The sequence below is a fragment of the Endozoicomonas sp. ONNA2 genome (genome assembly GCF_024606365.1).
Lineage (GTDB): Bacteria > Pseudomonadota > Gammaproteobacteria > Pseudomonadales > Endozoicomonadaceae > Endozoicomonas.
The window spans coordinates 1-1,665 of record NZ_JAHHPO010000481.1 but is presented as its reverse complement, the minus strand read 5'-3'; the positions used below and the strand labels follow the sequence as shown (position 1 = coordinate 1,665).

The window sequence follows — 1,665 nt, the reverse complement described above, 5'->3', positions numbered from 1 at the left end:
GAACCCCCGCATGTCAGGATCAAAACCTGATGCCTTACCGCTTGGCGACACCCCAATAGAATGTGCAGGACGCATATTGGAACAGGTGGTAGCTAGAGGCAGATTCGAACTGCCGACCCCAGCATTATGAGTGCTGTGCTCTAACCAACTGAGCTACCTAGCCACTTAACAGTTTTATGTTTAATTTCAGCATGTTACAGGAGCCAAATTAGCTTTTCAACTGTCACCCTTTGAAATCGTGTACCACCAGAACAGAAAAGTGGCCCAAAACTGAACGGGAAGAATAATAATGTTTCCGAAATGTTTTGCAATAGTTATTTTAATTAATTCCAGTACTCTCATACACAATTTCATATCACTGATGAAGCTCTTCAAATTTTCAGTGAATAGGTCAAGGGATCAGGTTGATCATATCTACTATGGTGGACCCCACAGCAGAGGCAGGCAAACTTAACCGCTGGCCTATTTCTTCAGCCAGTCCCAGTTCAGCCAGCTCGCTGTGCAGCACTGCCTTGTCTCCGGCATTGTCGCTGTGACCGGCCTCAGAAACTCGCGTAGCGGTCTACGCTGGCGGGCAGTGCGGGAAATTTGGCCATAGAAAATACTCTGTCCATACTTGTCCAACTAATTGAACAATTAACACAATGGATCAACCATGAAAGTCGTGTCCTATTCCGAAGCCCGGAACAATCTGAAATCCGTTCTTGATCAGGTGGCAGAGGATGCCAGTGAAACCCTGATTCATCGCCGTGACGGTCAGGACGCCATCGTGATGTCGCTGGACAGCTACAACAGCCTGATGGAAACACTGCACCTGATGTCATCCCCGGCCAACGCCCAACATCTGAACGACTCCATTGAGCAGATCAGGACCGGGCAGACAATTGAAAGAGGGTTGATAGATGATCAGTAGTCCCCGGTTGCTCTGCTGGTCGCAAAAAGCATGGGATGATTACCAGTTTTGGCAGGAGCAGGACCGGAAAACCCTGAAGCGCATCAACAAGCTGATTATTGAATGTCTGCGTGACCCCGGCATTAAATAGCCCCGGATAGCCCGAAATAAGGCTAAATAGCATTCATCAGGATTAAGTCATCATTCAGGTGGGAGTCAGAAAAGCCCTATCAAACATACCATTGTGGCAGTCGTCGTTCGGCAAACCAACATAGGTGTTAAATGGTCCAGTCGTGCGTAACCAGGCCGTTGACATAATCAGAATACACCGACGTTCTGTAATGTTGTTCGTGAAAGTCAAACATGGAAAGGGCATCCAATTCAAAGGTAATCCTGAAGGGTAACGTGACCGAATCAACCAGCATTGGTGAATAATACTTGTTCTGATATTTGATAACAGCAGCTTCATTCTCGTGATCAAAAACAACAGAAAATCCGATAACGTAGAAGAGATTTTTCATCCTCGCAAAAGTAAGGTTATAAATATAGCAGGCGGCTGTTGTTCAATGATTATACATGCGGATTACGATTTCAGGGAGTCTGAGTTGTTTCGGGAGGGGAAACAGGGTGACAGTTCGTTCCAGAAGAGTAGTTGATTTCAGCATACAGTCCATATTCCTTGCATACAGTTTTGGCCGTCAGGAATTGTCTTTTAATTAGTTCCCGATTTCCGTTCACCCTGAGCTTGTCGAAGGGTCGTGCCACCGAACTTC

2 protein-coding genes and 1 tRNA gene are annotated in these 1,665 nt (G+C 46.3%); 2 read left to right on the top strand and 1 reads right to left on the bottom strand.

Annotated elements, in window-relative coordinates; all coding sequences use genetic code 11:
- Positions 1–86: 86 nt before the first annotated feature.
- Positions 87–163, bottom strand: a tRNA-Met gene (locus KDK14_RS08730).
- A gap of 492 nt (positions 164–655) precedes the next feature.
- Here KDK14_RS08730 and KDK14_RS08725 point away from each other — a divergent pair.
- Entirely contained in the window at positions 656–913 is a 258-nt protein-coding gene (locus tag KDK14_RS08725) for a type II toxin-antitoxin system Phd/YefM family antitoxin (RefSeq protein WP_257264706.1), read from the top strand.
- Positions 903–1,043, top strand: a complete 141-nt coding sequence (locus KDK14_RS08720; RefSeq protein WP_257264705.1) for a type II toxin-antitoxin system YoeB family toxin — start codon at positions 903–905, stop codon at positions 1,041–1,043. The genes KDK14_RS08725 and KDK14_RS08720 overlap by 11 nt, the downstream gene beginning before the upstream one ends.
- Positions 1,044–1,665: the final 622 nt, after the last annotated feature.

Bases quoted from the DNA above. Each gene is read 5' to 3' on its own strand.
- KDK14_RS08720 (WP_257264705.1), top strand. From the start codon at position 903: ATGATCAGTAGTCCCCGGTTGCTCTGCTGGTCGCAAAAAGCATGGGAT.
- KDK14_RS08725 (WP_257264706.1), top strand. From the start codon at position 656: ATGAAAGTCGTGTCCTATTCCGAAGCCCGGAACAATCTGAAATCCGTT.